The sequence below is a fragment of the Pseudodesulfovibrio sp. JC047 genome, from assembly GCF_010468615.1.
Lineage (GTDB): Bacteria > Desulfobacterota > Desulfovibrionia > Desulfovibrionales > Desulfovibrionaceae > Pseudodesulfovibrio.
The window spans coordinates 1-349 of record NZ_WUEH01000108.1 but is presented as its reverse complement, the minus strand read 5'-3'; the positions used below and the strand labels follow the sequence as shown (position 1 = coordinate 349).

Here is a 349-nt window from a genome sequence, read left to right as displayed (position 1 = left end):
GGCAACTGGCCAGCGATTGCAACATGCCAAGCAACTCGGCGATCATCTCTGATCCACCAAGAGGGGCACCGGTAAAAGAGAGTGATTTTTGCATGTTAGTAGCCTTGAGCTATATAGTTGATTGTCCGCGCCGCATAGGCTCCGGACGCGTCTGTAACCCGAATTACACAACCGGTCTGAGACAGGCCGGTCAACTCCACGTCCTCACCACCAACAGCGCCAACCACCTGGCACACCACAGACGGCACCACGTTAAATTGTGTGTCAAACACAACCGTCAATCCAGAGGCTGGCACGACCAGATTGTCCCGACGCTCGGTGCGATCCGGGACATCCACGGCAAAGGCAA

The 349-nt window shown here is 55.6% G+C and carries 1 protein-coding gene; it reads right to left on the bottom strand.

Annotation, left to right across the window (positions count from 1 at the left end; genetic code table 11):
• Window positions 1-95: 95 nt before the first annotated feature.
• Window positions 96-349 (bottom strand): hypothetical protein (locus GO013_RS16815; protein WP_163813199.1); only part of this gene is annotated, 254 nt, incomplete at its 5' end.